Origin of the sequence: Vibrio sp. Vb339 (assembly GCF_902751245.1) — a bacterium.
Taxonomy (GTDB): domain Bacteria; phylum Pseudomonadota; class Gammaproteobacteria; order Enterobacterales; family Vibrionaceae; genus Vibrio; species Vibrio coralliirubri.
In genome coordinates this window covers 194,405-215,786 of record NZ_CADDIS010000004.1, presented here as the reverse complement: position 1 = coordinate 215,786, position 21,382 = coordinate 194,405, and the positions used below count along the sequence as shown (strand labels likewise).

General features: G+C 46.1%; 22 protein-coding genes. All 22 read left to right on the top strand.

Annotation, left to right across the window (positions count from 1 at the left end; translation table 11 throughout):
* Positions 1–193 precede the first annotated feature (193 nt).
* On the top strand, positions 194–2,293 hold the full coding sequence (gene flhA, locus HRQ85_RS18905; RefSeq protein ID WP_172380359.1) for a flagellar biosynthesis protein FlhA: 2,100 nt from the start codon (positions 194–196) through the stop codon (positions 2,291–2,293).
* A gap of 27 nt (positions 2,294–2,320) precedes the next feature.
* A complete protein-coding gene (flhF, locus tag HRQ85_RS18900; RefSeq protein ID WP_172380358.1) occupies positions 2,321–3,856 on the top strand; it encodes a flagellar biosynthesis protein FlhF in 1,536 nt (511 codons plus the stop codon).
* A gap of 13 nt (positions 3,857–3,869) precedes the next feature.
* Positions 3,870–4,757 carry a MinD/ParA family protein gene (locus HRQ85_RS18895; protein WP_017060668.1) on the top strand — a complete coding sequence of 296 codons (888 nt, stop codon included), beginning with the start codon at positions 3,870–3,872 and terminating at the stop codon, positions 4,755–4,757.
* Positions 4,750–5,484, top strand: coding sequence for an RNA polymerase sigma factor FliA (locus tag HRQ85_RS18890; RefSeq protein ID WP_017060667.1), 735 nt, complete (start codon positions 4,750–4,752; stop codon positions 5,482–5,484). Before HRQ85_RS18895 ends, HRQ85_RS18890 begins: the two co-directional genes overlap by 8 nt.
* 42 nt (positions 5,485–5,526) lie before the next feature.
* Entirely contained in the window at positions 5,527–5,895 is a 369-nt protein-coding gene (cheY, locus tag HRQ85_RS18885; RefSeq protein ID WP_016767062.1) for a chemotaxis response regulator CheY, read from the top strand.
* A 105-nt stretch (positions 5,896–6,000) separates the two neighbouring features.
* On the top strand, positions 6,001–6,732 hold the full coding sequence (locus HRQ85_RS18880; protein WP_017064113.1) for a protein phosphatase CheZ: 732 nt from the start codon (positions 6,001–6,003) through the stop codon (positions 6,730–6,732).
* A 9-nt stretch (positions 6,733–6,741) separates the two neighbouring features.
* A complete protein-coding gene (locus tag HRQ85_RS18875; protein ID WP_172380357.1) occupies positions 6,742–8,925 on the top strand; it encodes a chemotaxis protein CheA in 2,184 nt (727 codons plus the stop codon).
* 13 nt (positions 8,926–8,938) lie between these two features.
* Complete coding sequence (locus tag HRQ85_RS18870; protein ID WP_172380356.1) at positions 8,939–10,063, top strand: protein-glutamate methylesterase/protein-glutamine glutaminase; 1,125 nt, start codon at positions 8,939–8,941, stop codon at positions 10,061–10,063.
* 10 nt (positions 10,064–10,073) lie between these two features.
* Positions 10,074–10,856, top strand: coding sequence for a ParA family protein (locus HRQ85_RS18865; RefSeq protein ID WP_017064111.1), 783 nt, complete (start codon positions 10,074–10,076; stop codon positions 10,854–10,856).
* A complete protein-coding gene (locus tag HRQ85_RS18860; RefSeq protein WP_172380355.1) occupies positions 10,843–12,009 on the top strand; it encodes a chemotaxis protein CheW in 1,167 nt (388 codons plus the stop codon). The genes HRQ85_RS18865 and HRQ85_RS18860 overlap by 14 nt, the downstream gene beginning before the upstream one ends.
* A gap of 53 nt (positions 12,010–12,062) precedes the next feature.
* Positions 12,063–12,557 carry a chemotaxis protein CheW gene (locus HRQ85_RS18855; RefSeq protein ID WP_017064109.1) on the top strand — a complete coding sequence of 165 codons (495 nt, stop codon included), beginning with the start codon at positions 12,063–12,065 and terminating at the stop codon, positions 12,555–12,557.
* Positions 12,557–13,069: a DUF2802 domain-containing protein gene (locus HRQ85_RS18850; protein WP_172380354.1), complete on the top strand. Its 513-nt coding sequence runs from the start codon at positions 12,557–12,559 to the stop codon at positions 13,067–13,069. Before HRQ85_RS18855 ends, HRQ85_RS18850 begins: the two co-directional genes overlap by 1 nt.
* A 278-nt stretch (positions 13,070–13,347) precedes the next feature.
* Positions 13,348–13,965 carry a cytochrome c biogenesis heme-transporting ATPase CcmA gene (gene ccmA, locus HRQ85_RS18845; protein WP_048607846.1) on the top strand — a complete coding sequence of 206 codons (618 nt, stop codon included), beginning with the start codon at positions 13,348–13,350 and terminating at the stop codon, positions 13,963–13,965.
* Between the two features lies 1 nt (position 13,966).
* The gene (gene ccmB, locus HRQ85_RS18840; protein WP_017060658.1) at positions 13,967–14,635 is read left to right on the top strand and encodes a heme exporter protein CcmB; all 669 of its coding nucleotides are present in this window, start codon (positions 13,967–13,969) and stop codon (positions 14,633–14,635) included.
* A gap of 148 nt (positions 14,636–14,783) precedes the next feature.
* Positions 14,784–15,524 (top strand): heme ABC transporter permease, encoded by a 741-nt coding sequence (locus HRQ85_RS18835; protein ID WP_017064107.1) that lies wholly within the window; start codon positions 14,784–14,786, stop codon positions 15,522–15,524.
* A gap of 14 nt (positions 15,525–15,538) precedes the next feature.
* Complete coding sequence (gene ccmD / locus HRQ85_RS18830; RefSeq protein ID WP_009848525.1) at positions 15,539–15,745, top strand: heme exporter protein CcmD; 207 nt, start codon at positions 15,539–15,541, stop codon at positions 15,743–15,745.
* Positions 15,742–16,224 carry a cytochrome c maturation protein CcmE gene (gene ccmE / locus HRQ85_RS18825; RefSeq protein WP_017064106.1) on the top strand — a complete coding sequence of 161 codons (483 nt, stop codon included), beginning with the start codon at positions 15,742–15,744 and terminating at the stop codon, positions 16,222–16,224. The genes ccmD and ccmE overlap by 4 nt, the downstream gene beginning before the upstream one ends.
* The gene (locus HRQ85_RS18820; protein ID WP_017060654.1) at positions 16,221–18,191 is read left to right on the top strand and encodes a heme lyase CcmF/NrfE family subunit; all 1,971 of its coding nucleotides are present in this window, start codon (positions 16,221–16,223) and stop codon (positions 18,189–18,191) included. The genes ccmE and HRQ85_RS18820 overlap by 4 nt, the downstream gene beginning before the upstream one ends.
* A 5-nt stretch (positions 18,192–18,196) precedes the next feature.
* Positions 18,197–18,748 carry a DsbE family thiol:disulfide interchange protein gene (locus HRQ85_RS18815; protein WP_017060653.1) on the top strand — a complete coding sequence of 184 codons (552 nt, stop codon included), beginning with the start codon at positions 18,197–18,199 and terminating at the stop codon, positions 18,746–18,748.
* Complete coding sequence (locus HRQ85_RS18810) at positions 18,745–19,236, top strand: cytochrome c-type biogenesis protein (RefSeq protein ID WP_172380353.1); 492 nt, start codon at positions 18,745–18,747, stop codon at positions 19,234–19,236. The genes HRQ85_RS18815 and HRQ85_RS18810 overlap by 4 nt, the downstream gene beginning before the upstream one ends.
* A complete protein-coding gene (gene ccmI, locus HRQ85_RS18805; RefSeq protein WP_050621064.1) occupies positions 19,236–20,456 on the top strand; it encodes a c-type cytochrome biogenesis protein CcmI in 1,221 nt (406 codons plus the stop codon). The genes HRQ85_RS18810 and ccmI overlap by 1 nt, the downstream gene beginning before the upstream one ends.
* Before the next feature lie 124 nt (positions 20,457–20,580).
* Positions 20,581–21,366 carry an MlaA family lipoprotein gene (locus tag HRQ85_RS18800; protein ID WP_172380352.1) on the top strand — a complete coding sequence of 262 codons (786 nt, stop codon included), beginning with the start codon at positions 20,581–20,583 and terminating at the stop codon, positions 21,364–21,366.
* Positions 21,367–21,382: the final 16 nt, after the last annotated feature.

Below are 21,382 nucleotides of genomic sequence, written 5' to 3'. Positions count from 1 at the left end.
TGCGTGATGAACCCTGATAATAGCGAGCTAGCTAATCTTCCTTTTATAGAGGTGATGGCGATAATTTGACGTGAGATGTTGGTACAGTGTTTGCTGTAGTAGCCTGAACATTATAAGCCCATAGCAAACAGCCCTGACTAAGACCTAATCCACTTGTTCAGAGAGCTACAACATAGCGAAACTGTCTAGATTTATGAAATTCTCCCTGCCTTTTGCGGACAAGCTACCTAAAATCCCTAACCGTGCCATGCCTGCGATTGGTGCACCTGTTATGGTACTTGCAACGCTTGCTATGGTGGTGTTGCCCATTCCGGCTTTCTTGTTGGATATGTTCTTCACCTTCAACATTGCACTGTCTATGGTTGTGCTATTGGTATCTGTTTATACCCGCAGGCCTTTAGATTTTGCTGCATTCCCGACCGTCCTGCTGATTGCGACTCTACTTCGATTAGCCTTGAACGTTGCTTCGACACGTGTGGTATTGCTCCATGGTCACGAAGGTGGCGACGCGGCCGGTAATGTGATTGAAGCCTTCGGTAACGTGGTTATCGGTGGTAACTATGCGGTAGGTCTAGTGGTGTTCTTGATTCTTATGATCATCAACTTCATGGTTGTAACCAAAGGTGCGGGTCGTATCTCGGAAGTAAGCGCGCGTTTCACGTTAGACGCCTTACCGGGTAAACAGATGGCAATCGATGCCGACTTGAACGCAGGTTTGATCGACCAAGACCAGGCGCGTCTGAGACGTTTTGAAGTAACTAAAGAAGCTGACTTCTACGGTTCGATGGACGGTGCTTCTAAGTTTGTTAAAGGCGATGCGATCGCTGGTATCTTAATCTTATTCATCAACATCATTGGTGGCTTGAGCATTGGTATGGCTCAGTTTGACCTTGGTTTTGGTGAAGCAATCGAAATCTATACGCTACTGACTATCGGTGATGGTCTGGTTGCTCAAATCCCGTCGCTACTGCTTTCTATTGCAGCTGCGATGATGGTAACGCGCCAAAATACTGATGAAGATATGGGTGAGCAACTTGTCTTCCAGATGTTCGACAATCCAAAAGCCTTGATGATCACCGCCGCCATCCTTGGCATCATGGGTATTGTTCCGGGTATGCCACATTTCTCGTTCTTGAGCCTTGCCATCGTTGCAGGAGCGGGGGCGTATTACATCGATAAAAAGAACAAGAAGAAGGCGGAAGAACCTAACCTTCCGACGACAGTTGAAGCGAATGGAGAAGTAGGCTCTCAGAAGGAGCTCTCTTGGGATGATGTTCAACCTGTCGATATTATTGGTTTAGAAGTGGGTTACCGTTTAATTCCTTTGGTTGATAGAGACCAAGGTGGTGAATTGCTTGAGCGTGTTAAAGGTGTACGTAAGAAGCTGTCTCAAGACTTCGGTTTCTTGATCCCAGCAGTACACATTCGCGATAACCTAGAACTGACACCAAACAGCTACCGCATTACCTTGATGGGTGTTGCTGTGGGTGAAGCTGAGATTAAGCCAGATATGGAACTCGCGATTAACCCGGGCCAAGTCTATGGCATGATCGATGGCGAGCCGACAATTGATCCTGCTTTTGGCCTTGAAGCGGTTTGGATTCGTGAAGAGCAGCGTGAACACGCACAAGCTCTAGGTTATACCGTTGTAGATTCTTCTACGGTACTGGCGACACACCTTAGCCAGCTGCTAACCAACAACGCATCACAGCTCATTGGTCACGAAGAAGTTCAGAACTTGCTTGAGATGCTCAGCCGCTCAACACCTAAACTGGTCGAAGGTTTTGTACCGGATCAATTGCAGTTGGGTGTGGTTGTGAAAGTGCTACAAAACCTGCTGAATGAAGCGATTCCAATTCGTGACATTCGAACCATAGTCCAAACTTTGTCGGAGTATTCAGGTAAGAGTCAAGAACCTGACATACTTACTGCGGCGGTTCGTATCTCATTGAAACGATTAATTGTTCAGGAAATCAATGGTATAGAGCCCGAGTTACCAGTGATAACCTTGATTCCTGAGCTGGAACAAATCTTGCATCAAACCATGCAGGCATCCGGCGGAGAATCTGCTGGTATTGAACCTGGTTTAGCCGAACGTTTACAGACCTCCCTCAGCCACGCTACACAAGAGCAAGAGCTGAAAGGTGAGCCCGCGGTACTATTGACCTCTGGCGTGTTGCGTTCGACTCTGGCTAAGTTCGTGAAGAACACGATCCCAAGCTTGCGAGTCTTGTCTTACCAAGAAATACCGGACGAAAAGCAGATACGTATAGTACAAGCTGTTGGTAATTAAGCCGCCTAATTAGAACGGACAATCGAATTGAAAATTAAACGATTTTTTGCAAAAGATATGCGAACGGCTCTGCTCCAAGTTAAAGAAGAACTTGGTTCAGAAGCGGTGATCATGTCTAACAAAAAGGTCGCAGGTGGCGTGGAAATTGTTGCCGCTATTGATGGCGAATCCAGCCCGTCGACAGCGAGCCCGAGACTAAATAAACCTCAGCAGCCTGCACAAAGCCAATATACGCAAATGGCCGCGCCTGCAGCTTCTGCAGGGCGACGTCAACTAGACGATGACAAGGTTAGCCTGCAGTCGAATACTGAAGGTGGACGCTCAATGACCAAGCGCTTTGCGAATATGCTTAAGCAATACAGTCATGGCGCCGATGATGAGCCACAGTATCGTGCTGAAAATGAAGATTCATTGTCAGCATTGTTGAATCGCCAATCAAGCACGGGTCATAAGCCTCAGAGTCAAAGCAATTTGCAGTCTCACGGTAACCAACAGTCTCACGGCAATCTTGATTCAGCGTTTGCTCGTGAAACGGGTTTGTCTAAGTTGATTGCTGAAGACCGCAGAGTTGAGCGCCCGGCACCTCGCTTGGATCCTACCCGTTATGACCGTGGTCGAGAGAACACTCAGTCCAAAGGTTCTGATACCGAAATGGAAACGATGCGCGAAGAGATGACCTCAATTCGTCGTCTGTTAGAACATCAAGTTTCCGGATTAATGTGGCAAGAAGTTGAGCGTCGTGAACCGCTTAGAGCGATGCTTATTAAGCGCCTTGAGCGTATGGGTGTATCTGCAGAGCTTGCCGATCAAATGGCGTGTTACATTCCTGAAGATACTAAACCTGCACGTGCATGGAAGGCTCTGTTAGCTCTGGTTGCTGACCAAATCTCCGTTACACAAAAAGATATTTTAAAACGCGGCGGTATTGTGGCTCTACTTGGCCCAACCGGCGTGGGTAAAACAACGACTGTTGCAAAGCTAGCTGCACGTGCTGCCATGGAATATGGCGCGGATAACGTCGCATTAGTGACAACTGACACATATCGTATAGGTGCACATGAGCAGTTATCGATCTACGGTCGAATTATGGGTTGTCCTGTAAGAGTTGCTAAAGATTCTAGCGAACTGGCCGATGTAATATATCAGTTACGTAATCGTCGCCTGATTCTGGTCGATACTGCAGGCATGGGACAACGAGATGTTCGCCTATCTGAGCAGTTAGACACATTGATGCAAGAGAGTGGTTCCGTTATCAATAGCTACCTTGTGTTGCCTGCAACCGCGCAACGCAAAGTGCTGCAAGAAACAATTGAACACTTTAGAAGAATCCCGTTGTCGGGATGCATCATGACTAAGCTGGATGAATCCCTAAGTCTAGGTGAATTCATCAGTGTCGTAATACAAAATGCATTACCAGTTGCTTACATAGCAAATGGTCAACGAGTTCCTGAAGATATCGTTATAGCTCAGCCAAAGTACATGATTGCTAAGGCCAATGAGTTATTAGAAAAATCTACAGAGAATGAACCTCATTACTGGAATAGCGATTCTGAAGGGCTCTAGGCGGCGGATAAATATGAATGAAAATATGATACATGATCAAGCTAGCGGCCTCCGTCGCTTAACCAAGCCTTCACTCACAAAAGTTATCGCTGTAACCGGTGGTAAGGGAGGTGTTGGTAAATCTAATGTGACGTTAGGTATGGCTATTTGCATGGCGCGCCAAGGCAAAAAAGTCATGGTGCTAGATGCCGATTTAGGGCTAGCGAACGTCGATATCATGCTAGGTATTCGTTCTAAACGAAACCTTGGGCATGTGTTGGCTGGCGAATGTGAACTTAAGGATGCGATTGTCGAAGGGCCGCACGGAATTAAAATTATTCCAGCGACATCGGGCACTCAAAGCATGACTGAACTTTCACACGCACAGCATGCTGGTTTGATTCGCGCATTCGGTTCGCTTGAAGACGAGATGGACATCTTGTTGGTTGATACCGCGGCTGGTATTTCGGACATGGTGATCAGCTTCTCAAGAGCGGCACAAGACGTGGTTGTCGTGGTATGTGATGAACCTACCTCGATCACGGATGCATATGCTTTGATTAAGCTTTTAAGCAGAGAACACCAAGTTCAGCGATTCAAAGTTGTTGCAAATATGGTCAGAAGCTACCGCGAAGGCCGAGAATTATTTGCAAAGTTGACTTTGGTCACAGAGCGCTTCTTGAATGTGAGCCTCGAACTCGTAGCATGTATTCCTTTAGATGATAAAGTACGTCAATCAGTCAAGAGACAGAAAATCGTAGTCGATGCGTTTCCTCGCTCTCCAGCTGCATTGGCAATCAGCTCTTTGGCTAACAAAGCATTGACCTGGCCAATACCAAAAACACCGAGTGGGCACTTGGAGTTCTTTGTTGAAAGGCTGCTGAATCGTACTGAATTTATAGAGGAACCATTTGGTGAATAAAGCGCTTACTTACGACCAACACGCTAATCACAATAGCCAACAGGCTTTTTTTGAGAAGTACTCTGTGTTGGTTAAACGTATCGCTCATCACTTGTTGGGGCGATTACCGCCTAATGTATTGGTTGATGACTTAATTCAAGCTGGCATGATCGGCTTGATTGAAGCGCAACAAAACTATGATGGTACCAAAGGCGCAAGCTTTGAGACGTATGCTGGTATTCGAATTCGCGGGGCAATGTTGGATGACATTCGCCGTGGAGATTGGGTACCGAGATCGGTTCATAAAAACAATCGAGAAATCAGCAGTGCAATCGCGGAATTAGAGGGTATCCTCAACCGCGACCCGAGTGATGCCGAAGTGGCAAAACACATGGGGCTCAGCTTAGAGCAATATCACAGTGCTTTAACTGACATTAATTGCTCAAGACTGGTTGGAATCGAAGATTTAGGCGTCTCAGATGATGTAATATCTCCGAATGAAGACTCTCAAGATAATACGCCTTTTCAAGGGGTTGCTGATGAGTCATTCCGCCAAGCTTTGATCGATTCGATAAAACAACTTCCGGAAAGGGAAGGCCTTGTGCTTTCGCTTTATTACGACGAAGAACTCAATTTAAAAGAGATTGGGGAAGTGTTAGGTGTCAGCGAATCTCGTGTCAGCCAAATACTGAGCCAATCTATGCAGCGTTTACGCACTAAGTTAAGTGCTTGGACACAGAACGACTAACAACACTGATCCTATTCAGTGGAGGCTAATTTGAACAAAAACATGAAAATTCTCATTGTTGATGATTTTTCAACGATGCGCCGAATTGTTAAAAACCTACTTCGCGATTTAGGTTTCAACAACACTCAAGAAGCAGATGATGGCTTGACCGCGTTACCTATGCTGAAAAAAGGCGAATTTGATTTCGTGGTAACTGACTGGAACATGCCAGGCATGCAAGGGATTGACCTGCTTAAACACATTCGCGCAGACGCAGAACTTAAGCACCTTCCAGTGCTTATGATCACAGCTGAAGCGAAGCGTGAGCAGATCATCGAAGCTGCGCAAGCGGGTGTTAATGGTTACATTGTGAAGCCTTTCACTGCTGCAACGCTGAAAGAGAAACTTGATAAGATTTTTGATCGCTTATAAGCATCAATAAATTTAGGCACTTCTAGGTAAACACTGACTGATAAGTTATCTGTTTATCTCGATAGCCTAAGCGCACAAAGTATGCGGAGTAAGGCCGAATTCAGGATGATTTCATTAGAACAAGCAAAAAAATTAGTAGAGCTGCTTGAGAACGATGAGCAGCAAAATGCTGATTCTCTTGTGAGAAGCATTTATGAAGATAACTTTAGTCTTCAAGACAATCCAATGCTTCAAGAAATAGGAAGTCTGACACGCGACCTCCACGACTCTTTGACTCAATTCAATTTCGATGAACGCATCAGCGTTATCGCAAATGACGAAATCCCTGATGCAAGGGATCGCCTTCAGTATGTCATTGATAAAACAGAAGTTGCGGCAAATAAGACGATGGACGCTGTCGATCGCTGTATGCCAATCGCAGACAACCTACACGAGTGTTTACTTCAAGTAAGGCCTCAATGGAATGAACTGATGCATGGCCGCATTGAGCTGGCACAATTTAAAGCTTTATGTCACCGCATTGATGGATTGCTTGTCCAAGTAGAAGGCGATAGTACTGAACTACGCGGACAATTGACTGAAATCTTGATGGCTCAGGATTTCCAAGATTTAACTGGGCAGATAATCAGCAAAGTTATTACCTTGGTGAATGAGGTGGAAGGACGTTTGGTCGAGATTCTCACGGTATTCGGTGCGAATCAAAAAGAGCCAACTCCAGAGTCAGAGAAGAAAGCATCGATTGCGCCTGAAGGTCCAATTATGAACCCAGAAGAGCGCGAAGACGCTGTCGCATCTCAAGATGAAGTCGACGATTTGTTATCCAGTCTTGGATTTTAAAGGTAACGTATGAGCTACGATTTAGACGAAGATATTCTTCAGGACTTTTTAGTCGAAGCAGGAGAGATCCTTGAACTCCTATCAGAACAACTGGTAGAGCTTGAGAATAACCCTGACGACAAAGACCTATTAAATGCTATTTTCCGTGGTTTCCATACAGTAAAAGGTGGTGCTGGTTTCCTAGCATTAACTGAGCTGGTGGATACTTGTCATGGTGCTGAGAATGTGTTCGACATTCTGCGAAACGGCCAACGCAGCGTAACATCAGGTTTGATGGATACCATGCTGCAGGCGCTAGATACAGTCAATGTACAGTTTCGCGCCGTGCAAGATCAGGAACCTTTAGTGCCAGCCGACCAATCTTTATTGGATGAACTTCACCGTCTCTGTAAACCAGAGTCTGCGGATGAAGTGGCACCAGTAGAAGCGCCTGCACCTATTATCCCTGAACCTGTTGTTGCAGCGCCTGAGCCTGTTATTGCTCCGGAACCTACTGCTGAAAGCTCAAACATCAATGCATCTTCAGTCGATGATATCTCTGAAGATGAGTTTGAACGCTTGCTTGATGAGCTTCACGGTAAAGGTGGTTCACCAACAGCGCCTTCTGCACCAACACCGCCGCCAGCACCCGCTGCACCTCAGTCTGTTGCTGACAGTGGTGATATTACTGATGACGAATTTGAAAAGTTATTAGATGAATTGCACGGTGCGGGTAAGAGCCCGACAGCGGCAAGTTCAACGCCTCCTCCACCGCCAGCAGCACCTGTTTCGGCGATGTCTGAAGGCGATGATCTGATGACTGACGAAGAGTTCGAGAAGTTACTTGACCAACTACATGGCTCAGGTAATGGACCTTCGATTGAAGAATTGGATGCCGCGACTAAGCCAGCAGAAGTTAAGGCAGTAGCACCTCAAGCTGCGCCTAAACCTGCTGCGCCAGTTGCCGTTAAAGCTGAGCCAAAACCGAGCGCTCCAGCAAAAGCTGAAGTTAAAGTGCCGGCTAAGAAGCAACAAGCTGAAGCGACAGTTCGTGTTGATACATCAACACTGGACACCATCATGAACATGGTGGGTGAACTGGTATTGGTGCGTAACCGACTAGTCAGCCTAGGCCTCAACAGCAACGACGAAGAAATGTCGAAAGCTGTCTCTAACTTAGATGTTGTTACTGCAGACCTTCAAGGTGCGGTAATGAAGACTCGTATGCAGCCGATCAAGAAAGTATTTGGTCGCTTCCCACGAGTTGTCCGTGACCTTGCTCGTAGCTTGAAGAAAGACATCGTTCTTGAAATGCGTGGCGAAGAAACGGACCTTGATAAAAACTTAGTAGAAGCACTTGCTGATCCCCTGATTCACTTGGTGAGAAACTCTGTCGATCATGGTATTGAAATGCCAAACGACCGTGTTGCTGCGGGTAAATCACAAACGGGTAAAGTGATTCTGTCTGCCTCTCAAGAAGGTGACCACATTGAACTGGCTATCGTTGATGACGGTGGCGGTATGGACCCTGATAAGCTTCGTGCTATCGCGGTTAAACGTGGCCTGATGGATGAAGATGCAGCGTCTCGTTTATCGAATAAAGAGTGTTTCAACCTGATTTTTGCTCCTGGCTTCTCAAGCAAAGAGCAGATCTCGGATATCTCTGGTCGTGGTGTGGGTATGGACGTTGTGAAAACAGCGATCAACACACTGAACGGCTCTATTGATATTGATTCAGAAATGGGACAGGGCACCAAGATCACCATCAAGGTTCCACTAACCCTAGCGATTCTACCAACCTTGATGGTCGGTGTTGCGGGTCACCCATTTGCATTGCCATTGGCATCGGTTAACGAGATTTTCCACCTAGATTTAAGCCGCACAAACGTGGTTGATGGTCAGCTGACGATCATCGTTCGCGATAAGTCTATTCCGTTGTTCTACTTGCAAAACTGGCTTGCACCTAAAGCGGGTATTGTTGAACTGCGTAAAGGGCATGGCCATGTTGTTATCGTACAACTTGGTAGCCAACGTGTTGGTTTTGTTGTCGATACGCTTATCGGTCAAGAAGAAGTCGTGATCAAGCCGCTTGATAAGCTTCTGCAAGGCACGCCAGGAATGGCAGGCGCGACAATTACAAGTGACGGACACATTGCATTGATTCTAGATGTACCGGACTTGTTGAAGCAGTACGCAGCTGCGTCAAGAATTTAATTTAAGGATAAATATGGCGATTAAAGTATTAGTCGTTGATGATTCGAGTTTTTTTCGTCGTCGCGTTAGCGAGATCATCAACTCAGAGGCTCGCCTAGAAGTCATTGATGTTGCAGTAAACGGTAAAGAAGCCGTTGAAAAAGCGAAACAGCTAAGACCTGACGTAATCACGATGGACATTGAAATGCCTGTCATGGACGGCATCACTGCCGTTCGTGAGATCATGGCCGCGTCTCCAACGCCTATTTTGATGTTCTCATCGTTAACGCATGATGGAGCGAGAGCAACGTTAGATGCGTTAGATGCAGGTGCTCTCGACTTCCTACCTAAGAAGTTTGAAGACATTGCACGTAACCGCGACGATGCAGTTGCATTGCTTCAACAGCGTGTGATTCAGATTGCCGCTAAGCGTGCATTCATGCGTCGTACACCTGTTGCACCGCGAGCTACTGCAACGACTTCAACATCTACGCCATTGCGCCAACCGATTTCAACAGCAGCTTCGACTTCGACAGCGAAGCCTGCGGTTGCATCAACGGCGAAATTCAGAGCGTCAGGTAAGAAGTATCAATTAACAGCAATTGGTACGTCGACTGGCGGCCCTGTTGCTCTACAGAAGATTTTGACTCGCATCCCTGCCAACTATCCACATCCGATTGTGTTAGTTCAGCATATGCCTGCAACATTCACCGCTGCTTTTGCGAGCCGATTGAACACCTTGTGTAAGATTGAAGTTCGCGAAGCGCAAGACGGTGATGTGTTAAAACCTGGCGTGGCGTATCTTGCTCCAGGTGGTAAACAGATGATGGTTGATGGCCGCGCAGGGTCTGCACGTCTAAGAATTATCGATGGCGGCGACCGCATGAACTACAAGCCTTGTGTCGATGTCACATTTGGCTCTGCAGCGAAGATCTACGGCGACAAAGTGTTGTCTATGATCCTGACCGGTATGGGCGCAGATGGCCGAGAAGGTTCGCGTATGTTGAAAACTGCGGGCTCGACGATTTGGGCACAAGACGAAGATAGTTGTGTTGTATATGGTATGCCTCAAGCTGTAGCAAAAGCTGGCATTTCTACTGAAGACCTACCTCTAGACCGCATCGCGGAAAGGATCTTGGTTGAAGTTGGGTTAGCTTAGGTAAATCGAAATGATTGTTTGGAGTGTTGCAAACCAAAAAGGTGGTGTTGGTAAAACGACCACGACCGTGACTCTAGCAGGTTTACTTGCGTTGAAGGGGCACCGTGTTCTGTTGGTTGATACTGACCCACATGCATCACTGACCACCTATCTAGGTTATGACTCAGATACGGTGGAATCGAGCCTGTTTGATCTGTTTCAGTTGCGTGAGTTTAACGCGCAGACGGTAAGACCTTTGCTTTTACAAACAGAAGTCGAAGGTATCGATATTATCCCTGCGCACATGTCTTTGGCGACATTAGACCGTGTAATGGGAAATCGAAGCGGCATGGGATTGATCTTGAAGCGTGCTTTGGCCGCTTTGAAAGACGACTATGACTATGTATTGATTGATTGCCCGCCAATTCTGGGTGTGATGATGGTCAATGCATTGGCGGCAAGCGATCGTATATTGATTCCGGTACAGACGGAATTTTTGGCGATGAAGGGCTTAGAGCGTATGATTCGCACTTTGACCATCATGCAGAAGTCTCGCAAAACACCGTTTAAGGTGACGATTGTCCCGACAATGTACGACAAGCGAACCAAAGCCTCACTGCAAACATTAACGCAGCTCAAAGATGATTACCCAAACCAAGTTTGGACATCTGCTGTGCCGATAGATACTAAGTTTCGAGATGCGAGCCTAAAGCGCTTGCCAGCCTCTCATTTTGCATCGGGTAGCCGTGGTGTATTTGCTTATAAACAGTTGCTTATTTATCTCGAAAGGTTGGCGATAAATGAGCGCGAATAAAGAATCAACATTGGCGCAGCCAAGTCTCTCCAGTGAACAAGCTCTGGATGATTATTTTACTGCGCTGTTAGGTGATGAAAGCTTTGAATCTGACGATTTTTTTGTTGACGAGTCGAGCGACGAATCACAATCTGAAGAGCCAGAGCCAGAGCCAGAGCCAGAGCCAGAGCCAGAGCCAGAGCCAGAGCCAGAGCCAGAGCCAGAGCCAGAGCCAGAGCCAGAGCCAGAGCCAGAGCCAGAGCCAGAGCGCCAATTTTCGAGTCACCACTCCAGCTACGCAGAAATACGCGCGGCTGAGTTTGAGGTTCCTAACCTTGAAGATGTTCAGAAACTACTGAGTCGTTTAGAGGCGACCAATGTTGTTGATGAACTGAACCTTGATGAGTTGATGGATCAGAACACCCAGAAAATCGCCCAGCAAGCTGACATGCAAATGTTTGATGCCGCGGTTGAGTCTGTTCAAGTGTTCGAAGAGCCAGAGATTCAGGATTGGAATCTTCCAGAACCCGATTTATCAATTGCTGCAGAATCACCTATTGAATCGCAGAAAATTGAAGAGTTACAAGCTGAACCGTTAGCGACGGAACAAGTAGAAGTTAAGGCTGTTGAGTCGGAACTTGACGTTCCTGAGGTCGAGACAGCGATTGAACCCGAAACTCAAGCCGGAGGTGCTGACCAGTTTACCTCTTGGGAAGGTACGGTTCGCACAGAAGACTTTCAAGTCTTGTATTTTGATGTAAACGGCGTGACCTTTGCGGTGCCACTTGATGAGCTTGGCGGCATCCATCGCCTTGAAGAGTTAAGTCATATCATTGGTAAGCCAGCTTGGTATTTGGGTTTACAAACCAACCGTGATAGTCAGCTAGATGTGGTCGACACCGCAAAATGGGTGATGTCTGAGAAACTATCAGGTGACGAATACAAAGAAAACTATCAATATATAGTGATGCTTGGAGAGAGCTTGTGGGGCCTTGCGGGCACCGAGCTCAAAGGCACCGAGCTACTTAATACAGACAAAGTACGTTGGCGAGAAATGGCAGGGAAACGCCCATGGCTCGCTGGTATGGTAAAAGAAAAAATGTGTGCTTTGATTCATGTTGAAGCATTAATCGCCATGCTAAACGCAGGGCTAGATGTAAAAGCATTAAGCTAATAAACGCATCAAGTTAATAATAGTGGTCGGTAACGACGGCAAGAGGATTATCTATGTCTCATATGAGTGAAGTTGAAGTAAGAAAAGAGCAAACGAATGATGAAGTACTTCAATGGGTGACTTTCCAACTAGAAGAAGAAACTTACGGCATCAACGTAATGCAAGTACGTGAAGTACTGCGTTACAGCGAAATTGCTCCAGTACCGGGTGCTCCAGATTACGTTCTAGGTATTATCAACCTACGTGGTAACGTTGTTACTGTTATCGACACTCGTTCTCGCTTTGGTTTGATGCAAGGTGAAATCACAGACAACACTCGTATCATCGTTATTGAATCTGAGCGTCAAGTTATTGGTATTCTAGTAGATAGCGTTGCTGAAGTGGTTTACCTACGTTCTTCTGAAATCGACACAACGCCAAGTGTTGGTACTGATGAAAGTGCTAAGTTCATCCAAGGTGTAAGTAACCGAGATGGCAAGCTGCTTATCTTAGTAGATCTAAACAAACTACTAAGCGAAGACGAATGGGATGAGATGGCTCACCTGTAATGTTTGAAGCGCTTCCTTTAAGCCCTGTTGCTCTGATATCAGGCGTTGGGGTTTTTACGTTATTCATCGTGATTTTGATTGGCAAAGTAAAACGTGCGATTCAAAAGCAGCTCGATCAGTCACGCTTGCAAGTTCGTAACTTGGACAAAGAGCTTCAAAAATCGAGTAAGCAATTACTTGAGGTTCGCTCTGTTGTGGTTGGCCTTGGCCAGAAAGTGACGGAACAGCAAGATCTGATAAAGCACTTGAATGAACGCATTGTTGAGTTGGAACATGCTGACACCGATGGACGTTTGTACACACGTGCAACAAAAATGGTTCAGCTTGGTGCCGGGATAAACGAACTGATCGAAGAGTGTGAATTACCTAAAGCGGAAGCTGAGCTAATGATGTCTCTACAGAATAAGCTCGCGGGTAAGGAAAAAATCCCTTCGTTGAGAAGTAACCCTTCATCGTACGATGATCAACCCGATGCCTCTCGCGATCGCAGAGACCCGCCTCGACGTCGTTAAATTGAGCGCTTAATTCGTATTGAACAATTGATGTTTATTACGTATTCCTCTTAAAAGAAGCTTCGGCTTCTTTTTTTATGCCTGTCCGATCTATATAGAACGATGTTTATAAGTGCTTGTATCTACGACAATATCTTGTTTGTTGATGAAAATGTGTAAATTGTGATGCGGTGGTAACAGTTTCTTACCGACTTTGTTCTATCGAAAACGCCTAGTCCTGTTTTGTCACCATGTTGGTGTGCTACTATAGCGCTCTCATTACTCGACTAAATTTACCTATGCTAGAAGTCTCAAATTTAACTGCTATTCGTGACGACAGGGTTCTGTTTGAATCGTTGTCTTTTCAATTGAAACCAGGTGAACTGGTTCAGGTTGAAGGTCGTAACGGTACTGGGAAAACGACACTCCTTAGGATTATTACTGGCTTAGGCGATCGCGATGACGGTACTATCTCCTGGGACGGTGAGTCTATTGAATCGAGTCGAGATGTGTATCATCAAAATTTACTTTTTCTTGGTCACCAAACAGGTGTAAAGCGCGAGCTTAGTGCTTATGAGAACCTGAGCTTTTATCAGTCGATTCACAGTGGCGGTACTAGCAAAGAAGAGCTTTACCACGCGCTGGCTCAAGTTGGGCTTGCGGGCAGAGAAGACGTACCTGCGGGGCAACTTTCAGCAGGCCAACAGCGCCGAGTTGCGTTGGCTCGCCTTTGGTTGAGCAAGCAAATGTTGTGGATTCTCGATGAGCCGCTGACTGCGATTGATAAGCAGGGCGTGAAAGTTCTCGAATCTCTTTTTTCTCAGCATGCAGACAACGGTGGCATTGTGTTATTAACCACACACCAAGATATGTTTGCTGATAGCCCGAAACTAAGAAAAATAAAGTTGGGTGAGTAATATGATCTCTTCAATGACCACGATTATCCGACGCGAACTGCTTATCGCATTTCGACGTCAAGCAGATATCTTTAACCCTTTGTGGTTCTTCATCATTGTTATCACTCTATTCCCTTTGAGTATCGGCCCCGAGCCAAACCTACTTGCGCGTATTGCTGCGGGTATAGTTTGGGTGGCCGCTTTGCTATCTGCACTGCTCTCTTTAGAGCGTCTTTTCCGCGACGATTTTCAAGATGGCGCCCTCGAGCAGATGATGCTGATGCCCATCCCGTTGCAGTTGGTAGTATTGTCCAAGGTCATAGCACACTGGTTGTTGACCGGGTTACCATTGATTTTAATCAGCCCATTATTGGCTGTTTTGTTGTCTTTAGATTTTGATACATGGCTCTCAGTTGTGTTGACCTTGCTGGTAGGAACACCCGCATTGAGTTTTATTGGTGCGATTGGTGTTGCGTTAACCGTTGGGTTACAGAAGGGCGGAGTCCTGTTAAGCCTGTTAATCTTGCCGCTTTACATCCCCATTTTGATTTTCGCGACGTCAGCGATTGACGCTGCGGCTTTGGGCGTTGCGTACAACGGCCAATTGGCGGTGCTTGGGGCAATGTTAATGGGTGCGATGACTATGACGCCTTTTGCGATCAGTGCCGCACTTAGAGTGAGTGTGAACTGATTGGGGTTCCGTTATCGTATAGCCAATGTGAACCAAACGTGTCGATTGGACTCATAGAGTCAGTAAAACTGAAAGCAAGACAAATAAAATTATTATAATTATAGCTTTAATAGCTGTAAGCAATATGAAGTAAGAGTGAGATTACAACATGTGGAAATGGCTCCATCCCTATGCCAAAGCAGAAACCTCTTATCAGCTTGCTGGTAAACTTTTGCCATGGTTTTCGATCCTAGCGCTATTGTGTCTATCCGTCGGTACCGTGTGGGGGCTTGCATTTGCGCCTTCTGATTACCAACAAGGCGATAGCTTCCGTATCATCTACATCCATGTGCCGTCTGCAATCTGGTCGATGGGTGTTTACATGTCTATGGCGATTGCTGCCTTTATCGGGTTGGTATGGCAGGTAAGGCTATCAGACATGGCCGCACTGGCGATGGCACCGATTGGTGCTGTGTTTACCTTCATTGCGTTATTAACCGGCGCTGTTTGGGGTAAACCAATGTGGGGTGCTTGGTGGGTTTGGGATGCGCGTTTAACCTCAGAGCTGATTCTTCTATTCTTATACTTGGGTGTGATTGCACTACACCACGCTTTTGACGACCAAAAAACAGCAGCCAAAGCGGCTGGCATTTTGGCTATCGTTGGTGTCATCAACCTACCTATCATTCACTTTTCAGTAGAGTGGTGGAACACACTTCACCAAGGCGCGACGATCACTAAGTTCGACAAGCCTTCTATTTCAAGTGACATGTTATGGCCGCTTCTTCTTAACATCTTCGGCTTCGCCTTTTTCTTTGGTGCTGTGACTATGGTTCGTTTCCGCAACGAAATCATCAGTAAAGAAAGTCACCGTCCATGGGTTCGCAAGCTTGCGGCTGAAAAAGCGTAGTAGGGTAGGTAATTATGTATTTTGAATCTTTGAGTGATTTCTTTGCCATGGGAGGTTATGCCTCGTATGTCTGGAGTGCATTTGGAATCACATTCCTCGCGATGATCATTTTACTGGTCGTAAGCGTTCGTCGTGGTAAGCAATTACTAAATGAAGTACAAGCTAAGATTGATCGTCAAGCTCGTATCGATGCAGCAAAAAATATGGAGAACACTCTATGAACCCAAGACGTAAAAAGAGGCTGGGCATTGTCTTAGCGATCTTTTTTGGTATCAGTGCGACTGTTGGATTGATGGTTTACGCACTTAACCAGAACATGGATCTGTTCTACACACCAACTGAGCTGGTCAACGGCAAAGATGGTAAGAAACCTGAAGTTGGTCAACGCCTACGTATTGGTGGCATGGTCGTAGTCGGCTCTGTAAGCCGTGACAATGAATCACTACGTGTAAGTTTTGATTTGCAAGATGTAGGCCCTAAAGTAACAATTCTATACGATGGCATCCTTCCTGATCTTTTCCGTGAAGGCCAAGGTATTGTTGCTCAGGGTGTTCTTAAAAATGCAACGACAATCGAAGCGTTTGAGGTGTTGGCAAAGCACGATGAAGAGTACATGCCTTCTGAAGTTGCGGAAGCAATGAAGAAAACCCATGAGCCTTTGCAATACACGACTGAACAAAAAGAAGGAAATGCTCAATGATAGCCGAGATCGGCCATTTTGCGATGATCCTGTCCTTGGGACTTGCATTGCTGCTAAGCGTGCTCCCATTGTATGGAGCCGCTCGAAATAACACATTACTGATGAACAGCGCACGACCGTTGTCGTGGGGTATGTTCGGATTCTTAGCGATTTCGTTCTTTATCTTGTGTTACGCGTTCTACACAAATGATTTTACGATTCAATACGTAGCAAGTAACTCGAATAGCCAACTGCCTTGGTACTACCGAATTACGGCGGTTTGGGGCGCTCACGAAGGTTCATTACTGCTTTGGGTTCTTATCCAAGCGGGTTGGACGGTTGCTGTAGCGACGTTTAGCCGTGGTATGCCTCAAGAGTCTGTGGCTCGCGTACTGGCTATCATGGGTTTGATTACGGTCGGCTTCTTGCTGTTCATTATCGTAACGTCTAACCCGTTCCTACGTACATTGCCTTTCTTCCCTGTAGATGGCCGTGACTTGAACCCACTACTGCAAGACCCGGGTTTGATTATTCACCCGCCAATGCTTTACATGGGTTATGTAGGTTTCTCTGTTGCGTTCTCTTTCGCAATCGCTTCTCTAATGAGTGGTCGTCTTGATACGGCATGGGCTCGTTGGTCGCGTCCTTGGACAATCGCAGCTTGGTTGTTCCTAACGGTAGGTATCGCACTAGGTTCATGGTGGGCTTACTACGAACTTGGCTGGGGTGGCTGGTGGTTCTGGGATCCAGTAGAAAACGCTTCATTCATGCCTTGGTTGGCTGGTACTGCTCTAATGCACTCACTAGCGGTAACCGAAAAGCGTGGCACATTTAAAGCTTGGACTGTGTTGCTGGCTATCTCTGCATTCTCGCTAAGCTTACTAGGTACATTCTTAGTTCGTTCGGGCATCTTGGTATCGGTTCACGCATTCGCGTCGGATCCTGCTCGTGGTATGTTTATTCTAGGTTTCCTAGTCTTTGTTATCGGTGGTTCACTGCTGTTGTTCGCTGTTAAAGGCGCATCGGTTCGTGTTCGCGGTAACTTCGATTTGGTTTCTCGTGAAAACGCACTGCTTGGTAACAACATCTTATTGATTGCAGCGCTTGTCGTTGTATTAGTCGGTACGCTACTGCCATTAGTTCACAAACAGTTAGGCTTGGGCTCGGTATCTATTGGTGCACCATTCTTTGACATGTTGTTCTTCTGGTTAATGATCCCGTTCTCGTTCCTGCTTGGTATCGGTCCTCTGATCCGCTGGAAACGTGACAACCTGTCTAAGCTTGTTAAACCAATGCTGATTTCAGGTGCATTCTCACTTGGCTTGAGTGCGCTAATGGTTGCTCTATTGGCCGACCGCTTCAGTGGTACTGCGTTTGCTGGTTGGGTAATGGCGTTCTGGATTATCTTCATGCACGGCTTTGAGTTGCATGAACGTGCGACTCACCGTCATACATTCCTGAAAGGTCTAACTAAGTTACCTCGTAGCCACTGGGCAATGATGTGTGGTCACATTGGTTTAGCCGTGACAGTGATTGGTATCGCGATGGTGCAAAACTACAGCATCGAACGCGATGTACGTCTGGCACCTGGCGAAAGCTACCAGCTTGAAGAGTACAGCTTCCTGTTCACGGGCGTTCGTGACAAAGATGGTCCAAACTACGATGGTTACATTGCTGACTTTGAAATTACTAAAGAAGGCAAATACATCAACACGCTTCACGCGGAAAAACGTTTCTACACTACTGCTAAGTCTATGATGACAGAAGCGGCGATTGACCGTGGCGTAACACGTGACCTATACATCGCAATGGGTGAGCGTTTGGACGACAACAAGTCTTGGGCCGTACGTATCTACTACAAACCGTTTGTACGTTGGATCTGGGCAGGTTCTTTGATCATGTCGATTGGTGGTGCTATTGCAATCAGTGACCGTCGTTACCGTTTCCGTAAGCCAACCAAAAAGTCGGCTGAAGAGCAGGAGGCTTAATTAGAATGAACAAGAAGATTTTATTCATTCCTTTGATTGCGTTTATGGTTCTAGCTGGAATCTTTGCCACGCAATTAATGCGCAACCAGTCGGGTGATGACCCGACTAAGCTTGAATCAGTATTGATTGGTAAGCCTGTTCCTGAGTTCGGTCTAGAAGACTTAGAACAACCAGGTAAATTTCATGATCAAGCGATCTTTAAAGGTGAGCCACTGCTTCTTAACGTGTGGGCGACTTGGTGTCCTACTTGTTATGCAGAGCACTCTTACCTGAACAAGCTTGCGGATCAAGGCGTTAAGATCATTGGTCTTAACTACAAAGATGATCGCAACAAAGCCGTTGGTTGGTTAAAAGAGCTGGGTAACCCTTACTTAATCAGCCTGTTTGATGGCAATGGCATGCTAGGTCTTGACCTTGGCGTGTATGGCGCGCCTGAAACCTTCCTAATCGATGCTAACGGCGTAGTTCGCTACCGCCATGTTGGTGACGTGAACCCAACCAACTGGGCATCGACGCTTGAGCCGATGTATCAAGAGTTGTTGGAGGAATCAAAATGATTAGAAAGGCACTGATTACTCTATTCGCTACGTTCGCAATTTCAGCGACAGTTTCTGCTGCGCCCATCGAGTTCCATGAATTTGAAACCGTGGATCAAGAACAGCAGTTTAAAGAGTTGAGCAATACGCTACGTTGCCCTAAATGTCAGAACAACACTATTGGTGATTCGAACGCTGAGCTAGCGGTCGACCTACGCCAAAAAGTGTACGAGATGACAAAAGACGGCAAATCGAAGCAAGATATCATTGATTATATGATTGCTCGCTACGGCAACTTTGTGACTTACAATCCACCACTGACACTAGCTACATCGATCCTTTGGATTGGTCCGTTTGCGGTTGTTGTGTTTGGATTTGGTTTGATTATTTTACGAAGCAGAAAGTCAAAATCAAAAGTAGCAGTAGAGTCAGATAAAGACTGGGATGCAGACAAAGAAGCTCGCTTAAAAGCGTTACTCAATGAAGAGAACGACGGAGATAAGAAGTAATGACTCTATTTTGGATTTCTACCATTATCCTTTCGCTAGCGGCAATTTTCTTGATTGTTCTGCCTTTTATTAACAAGAAGGCAAACAATGACGAAATGCTTCGCGACGAGTTGAACAAAGCATTCTATAAAGATCGTCTCGTAGAGTTAGAAGTAGAAGCAGAGGAAGGTCTTGTCGATAACCAACAAGAACTGATCGCTGATTTGAAACAGTCTCTGCTTGATGATGTTCCTGCACAAGAAGAGATGAAGAAGACTCAAATCTCTACGCTTGGTGTAGTGGTACCGTCGATCATTCTTGTCGTCGTTGTGACTTATGGTATGTACTTTAAGTTCGGCGCATTGGACAAAGTTCAACACTGGCAAGAAGTGAGCTCGAACCTTCCTGAGTTATCTAAAAAGCTAATGTCTTCGGAAGGTGGTGCACTAACGGATGATGAGCTGGAAGATTTGACTCTAGCGCTTCGTACTCGTCTGCATTACCAACCAAAAGATTCAACAGGTTGGTTGCTACTCGGTCGTATTGCACTGGCTAACCGTGATGCTGAAACAGCAAAAGATTCTATGGAACGAGCTTACAAACTTGAACCTAAGAATGAAGATGTTCAGTTAGGTTTCGCACAAGCTCTGATGCTTTCACCTGATGAAGCTGATCAAAACCAAGCTCGTTTGATTTTGAGCCGTTTGATTCAAAACGATTACGTCGACCTTCGTGTATTCTCACTGCTAGCGTTCGACGCGTTTGAGCGTCAAGACTACCCGGGTGCTGTGAAGTACTGGAGTATCATGCAGCAGATGATTGGTCCACAAGACAGTCGCTATGAAATGCTGTCGCGCAGTATTGAAAGTGCTCAGAAGAAAATGGGCGACACTATGGGTGTCGACCAAGGTAAGACTGTTGCTGTAACGCTCGATCTATCTGCAGACGTGAATGCTGACCCTAACTCAGTGTTAATTGTGTCAGTACATAGAGCAGATGGTTCTCCAATGCCTATCGCAGCGGCTCGTTACCCACTAGGGACTTTCCCTCGTACTGTTGTGCTTGATGACGGCAACAGCATGCTGGAAGGACAAGAGCTGTCTAGCCTTGAAACTCTGATGGTTAGAGCTAGGCTTGATACAGATGGCAACGTTTCAACTCGCGAAGGTGATTGGTACGGTGAAAGTGAAGTGGTTGAACTGGGTGCTCCAGTTACCATTGATATCAATAAGCAATATTAATCATCACTTTGCATAGGTGTTAGCTATTCCGATTTGCAGATAAACGGTATAGACTTAGCCAAACAATTGAGGCCAGCGATTGCTGGCCTTTTTTATTATTTGAATTCCTTATGGAAAAGGTGATATGTCTGTCAGTGTTTTAAGACTCTCGAGTTTACTTCTTATCGCAAGCTTAACGGTTGGGTGTTCAAGTGCGCCGGACGAAAGTGTTGATGATGATAACCTCGAAACCTCTGAATACGTCGAAGAGCCCCACCCGAATGATCCTTTTGAAGGCTTCAACCGAGCAATGTGGGATATCAACTACGAATATCTAGATCCTTATTTAGTTCGTCCTGTTTCCCTCGCTTATGTTGACTACACCCCTGTGCCAGTGCGTTCTGGTATCTCCAATTTCCTAGCCAACTTAGACGAACCATCAAGCATGGTGAACAACCTCATTATGGGTAATGGCGAGAAAGCACTCGACCATTTCAACCGTTTTTGGATTAACTCAACGATTGGTTTGTTAGGCTTAATCGATATTGCCAGCGAAGCGGGGATCACCAAATACGATGATAAGTCGTTCTCTGATGCGATTGGTCATTACGGGGTAGGGAATGGTCCGTACTTCATGGTGCCGGGTTATGGTCCACTAACAACGCGAGAAGTGACTGAAACCGTTGATGGTATGTATGTCCCTCTGTCGTTCTTGAATTTTTGGGCTAGCTTAGGCAAGTGGGCATTTGAAGGCATGGAAACACGCGCTCAGTTAGTATCACAAGAAGCGCTGTTGGATAACTCTCCTGATCCATATGCATTAACGCGTGATGTTTACATTCAACGTCGTGACTTCAAAGCCGAGATAGAACCTGAAGAGGTCGACCTTGAAGAAGAAGACTTCATCGATGGTTATCTAGAAGATTACTAGAAACATGTTTTAGAAA

What these genes read in the sequence shown, in the direction of transcription:
- HRQ85_RS18895 (WP_017060668.1), top strand. Translation starts at nt 3,870, where the DNA reads ATGAATGAAAATATGATACATGATCAAGCTAGCGGCCTCCGTCGCTTA.
- HRQ85_RS18875 (WP_172380357.1), top strand. Translation starts at nt 6,742, where the DNA reads ATGAGCTACGATTTAGACGAAGATATTCTTCAGGACTTTTTAGTCGAA.
- ccmA (WP_048607846.1), top strand. Translation starts at nt 13,348, where the DNA reads ATGCTAGAAGTCTCAAATTTAACTGCTATTCGTGACGACAGGGTTCTG.
- HRQ85_RS18865 (WP_017064111.1), top strand. Translation starts at nt 10,074, where the DNA reads ATGATTGTTTGGAGTGTTGCAAACCAAAAAGGTGGTGTTGGTAAAACG.
- ccmE (WP_017064106.1), top strand. Translation starts at nt 15,742, where the DNA reads ATGAACCCAAGACGTAAAAAGAGGCTGGGCATTGTCTTAGCGATCTTT.
- HRQ85_RS18820 (WP_017060654.1), top strand. Translation starts at nt 16,221, where the DNA reads ATGATAGCCGAGATCGGCCATTTTGCGATGATCCTGTCCTTGGGACTT.
- ccmD (WP_009848525.1), top strand. Translation starts at nt 15,539, where the DNA reads ATGTATTTTGAATCTTTGAGTGATTTCTTTGCCATGGGAGGTTATGCC.
- HRQ85_RS18835 (WP_017064107.1), top strand. Translation starts at nt 14,784, where the DNA reads ATGTGGAAATGGCTCCATCCCTATGCCAAAGCAGAAACCTCTTATCAG.
- HRQ85_RS18860 (WP_172380355.1), top strand. Translation starts at nt 10,843, where the DNA reads ATGAGCGCGAATAAAGAATCAACATTGGCGCAGCCAAGTCTCTCCAGT.
- HRQ85_RS18815 (WP_017060653.1), top strand. Translation starts at nt 18,197, where the DNA reads ATGAACAAGAAGATTTTATTCATTCCTTTGATTGCGTTTATGGTTCTA.
- cheY (WP_016767062.1), top strand. Translation starts at nt 5,527, where the DNA reads ATGAAAATTCTCATTGTTGATGATTTTTCAACGATGCGCCGAATTGTT.
- ccmB (WP_017060658.1), top strand. Translation starts at nt 13,967, where the DNA reads ATGATCTCTTCAATGACCACGATTATCCGACGCGAACTGCTTATCGCA.
- HRQ85_RS18850 (WP_172380354.1), top strand. Translation starts at nt 12,557, where the DNA reads ATGTTTGAAGCGCTTCCTTTAAGCCCTGTTGCTCTGATATCAGGCGTT.
- HRQ85_RS18880 (WP_017064113.1), top strand. Translation starts at nt 6,001, where the DNA reads ATGATTTCATTAGAACAAGCAAAAAAATTAGTAGAGCTGCTTGAGAAC.
- HRQ85_RS18855 (WP_017064109.1), top strand. Translation starts at nt 12,063, where the DNA reads ATGTCTCATATGAGTGAAGTTGAAGTAAGAAAAGAGCAAACGAATGAT.
- HRQ85_RS18870 (WP_172380356.1), top strand. Translation starts at nt 8,939, where the DNA reads ATGGCGATTAAAGTATTAGTCGTTGATGATTCGAGTTTTTTTCGTCGT.
- HRQ85_RS18800 (WP_172380352.1), top strand. Translation starts at nt 20,581, where the DNA reads ATGTCTGTCAGTGTTTTAAGACTCTCGAGTTTACTTCTTATCGCAAGC.
- flhA (WP_172380359.1), top strand. Translation starts at nt 194, where the DNA reads ATGAAATTCTCCCTGCCTTTTGCGGACAAGCTACCTAAAATCCCTAAC.
- HRQ85_RS18810 (WP_172380353.1), top strand. Translation starts at nt 18,745, where the DNA reads ATGATTAGAAAGGCACTGATTACTCTATTCGCTACGTTCGCAATTTCA.
- ccmI (WP_050621064.1), top strand. Translation starts at nt 19,236, where the DNA reads ATGACTCTATTTTGGATTTCTACCATTATCCTTTCGCTAGCGGCAATT.